Source organism: Kitasatospora putterlickiae (genome assembly GCF_039527695.1).
Taxonomy (GTDB): domain Bacteria; phylum Actinomycetota; class Actinomycetes; order Streptomycetales; family Streptomycetaceae; genus Kitasatospora; species Kitasatospora putterlickiae.
On record NZ_BAAAKJ010000185.1, the window covers coordinates 1 to 2,536 of the forward strand.

The following is a 2,536-nucleotide window of genomic DNA, read 5'->3' on the forward strand; positions in this document are numbered from 1 at the left end:
GTCGGCGCAGGCGGCGGCGTCCTCGGCGATCGCCGGCGTCAAGGGCGGTCTTGACGCCAAGGGGGACGTCGCGGTCGGGGCGGTGGCCTTCGTGGACGACAAGGCCGAGGTGACGCTGACCGTCACCAACCACGGGCAGCAGAACAGCCGGTACGTGATCCAGGTCAACTTCACCGATGACAGCGGCAATGTGCTGGATGTGGCGGCCGTGACGCTGCCGGACGTCGCGGTGGGCCAGAGCGCCGAGGCGAAGGCGCGCAGCAACCGGGACCTCACGGGTTCGGTGAAGGCCGAAGTCGCCAATGCCGTTCGCTACTGAGCGTCTTACGGCCCGCGTCGGACGAGCCGCCGCGCCCCGGACGCCCCCGCTGCGCCGCAGGTCAGCGGGGGCGTCCGGGTTCCCGGGGAACCTTAAGGGCGGCTCAAGCCTCAACGTCACCCCTTGACGGGGTAGTTGGTCTAGTCCATTTTAGTCCCCAGGTGCAGGGAGCCCCTGAACCGGCGTCAGCGGTCCGCCGCAGGCGCCGGTTCGGCATATCCCGGCGTCCGTCAAGGCATGTCCGCTCGATTCCCCCATCCCGTTCTGTCATGTCCCGGTCGTACGGCCCCACCCCGTACCTGCGCCCCGGGAGATGCCGGAATCCCCCACACCCAGGAGTCACGCACCCATGCTCCGTTCACGCATCGAAAGGGCCGGGGCCCCGGTTCAGGAGGGCGGCCGTCGCAAGCGGTCCAAGAGCCTGACCGCGATCGCCGCCGGCACCACCGCCTCCCTGCTGCTCGGCGCGGGCCTCGCGCTCAGCGGCGGTGGCACCGCCAACGCCGCCGTCGGCAACAGCACCGGCGCGCCCGCCACCAGCGGTGGCATCAAGGTCGCCTACTTCGACCAGTGGTCGATCTACTCGAACGCGTACTACGCGAAGACGATCCAGGACACCGGCGTCGCCGGGAAGCTGGATTACATGATCTACTCGTTCGCCAACATCCACCCCACCAACGGCACCTGTTTCCAGGCCACCAAGGCCGCGAGCCAGGACGAGAACAACCCCAACGCGGGTGACGGTGCGGCGGACGCGTTCGCGGACTACCAGAAGAGCTTCGGCCCGGACATCTCGGTCGACGGCGTCGGCGACGTCTGGAACCAGCCGATCGCGGGCAACTTCAACCAGCTGAAGAAGCTGAAGGCGAAGAACCCGAAGCTCAAGATCCTGATCTCGCTCGGTGGCTGGACCTACTCCAAGTACTTCTCGTCGGCGGCGGCCACGGACGCCTCCCGCAAGAAGCTGGTCTCGTCCTGCATCGACATGTTCATCAAGGGCAACCTGCCGGTCGACGCCGGCTACGGCGGCCCGGGTACGGCGGCCGGCATCTTCGACGGCATCGACATCGACTGGGAGTACCCGGGCGGTGGCGGCCACCTGGGCAACCAGGCGAGCCCGAACGACAAGCAGAACTTCACCCTGCTGCTGAAGGAGCTGCGCGAGCAGCTCGACGCGCAGGGCCGGACCGACAACAAGACCTACTACACCGCGGCCGCGGTGGGTGCCGGTCAGGACAAGATCAAGAACGTCGAGACCGACAAGATCGGTCAGTACCTGAACTTCCTCGACGTCATGACGTACGACATGCACGGCGGCTGGGAGGCCAAGGGCCCGACCAACCACCAGGCCCCGATCTACTCCGGCCCCAACGACCCGATGACCCCGGTCCCGGGCGGCAACGGCAAGTACAACATCGACTCGGCCATCAAGGCCTACACCGTCGGTGACCCGCAGTACGGCATCGCCGGCGGCTTCCCCGCGAACAAGATCAACGTGGGTGTGCCGTTCTACTACCGCGGCTGGACCGGCGTGCCGAACAACGGCAAGAACGGCCTGTTCCAGTCCGCCACCGCCCCGGCCCCGGGCGCCCCGCTCTCGGGCGGCGTCGCCGGCATCCAGATGTACAAGGAGCTGGCCGGCTTCGTCGACAACCCGGCGAAGACCTACTGGGACGACGAGGCCAAGGCGACCTACTTCTACGACGGCAACGTCTTCTGGTCCGGTGAGGACGCCCGCTCGATCCAGGCCAAGCTGGACTACGCGCACTGCAACGGCCTCGGCGGCTCCTTCGCCTTCTCGCTGTACGACCTGGGCACCAAGACCGCGCTGTTCGACAAGATGGTCGAGGCGACCAACGGCTCGGCCGCGAACTGCCCGGTCCCGCCGGTGACCCCGACGCCGACCGCCACGCCGACGACGACGCCGACCACCACGCCGACCACCACCCCCACCACCACGCCGACCACCACGCCGACGACGACGCCGACCACCCCGGCCGGTTGCGCCGCCGCCCCGAGCTGGGACGCCGCCACCACCTACGCGACCCCGACCAAGGTCTCCTGGAAGGGCCGCTACTACACCAACAAGTGGTGGACCAAGGGCGACGACCCGTCGCTGAGCGGCCAGTGGGGCGTCTGGACCGACAACGGTCCCTGCTGACCCACCACTGATCGGATGAGGGCCTGACGGACCCTCGCACCACGCGAAGAGTCCGG

The 2,536-nt window shown here is 68.3% G+C and carries 2 protein-coding genes; both read left to right on the top strand.

Annotation, left to right across the window (positions count from 1 at the left end):
* On the top strand, nucleotides 1-319 hold a 319-nt coding region (locus ABD308_RS18485; protein WP_344335815.1), incomplete at its 5' end, for an FxLYD domain-containing protein.
* Between the two features lie 349 nt (nucleotides 320-668).
* Nucleotides 669-2,480, top strand: coding sequence for a glycosyl hydrolase family 18 protein (locus ABD308_RS18490; RefSeq protein ID WP_344335818.1), 1,812 nt, complete (start codon nucleotides 669-671; stop codon nucleotides 2,478-2,480).
* Nucleotides 2,481-2,536 lie beyond the last annotated feature (56 nt).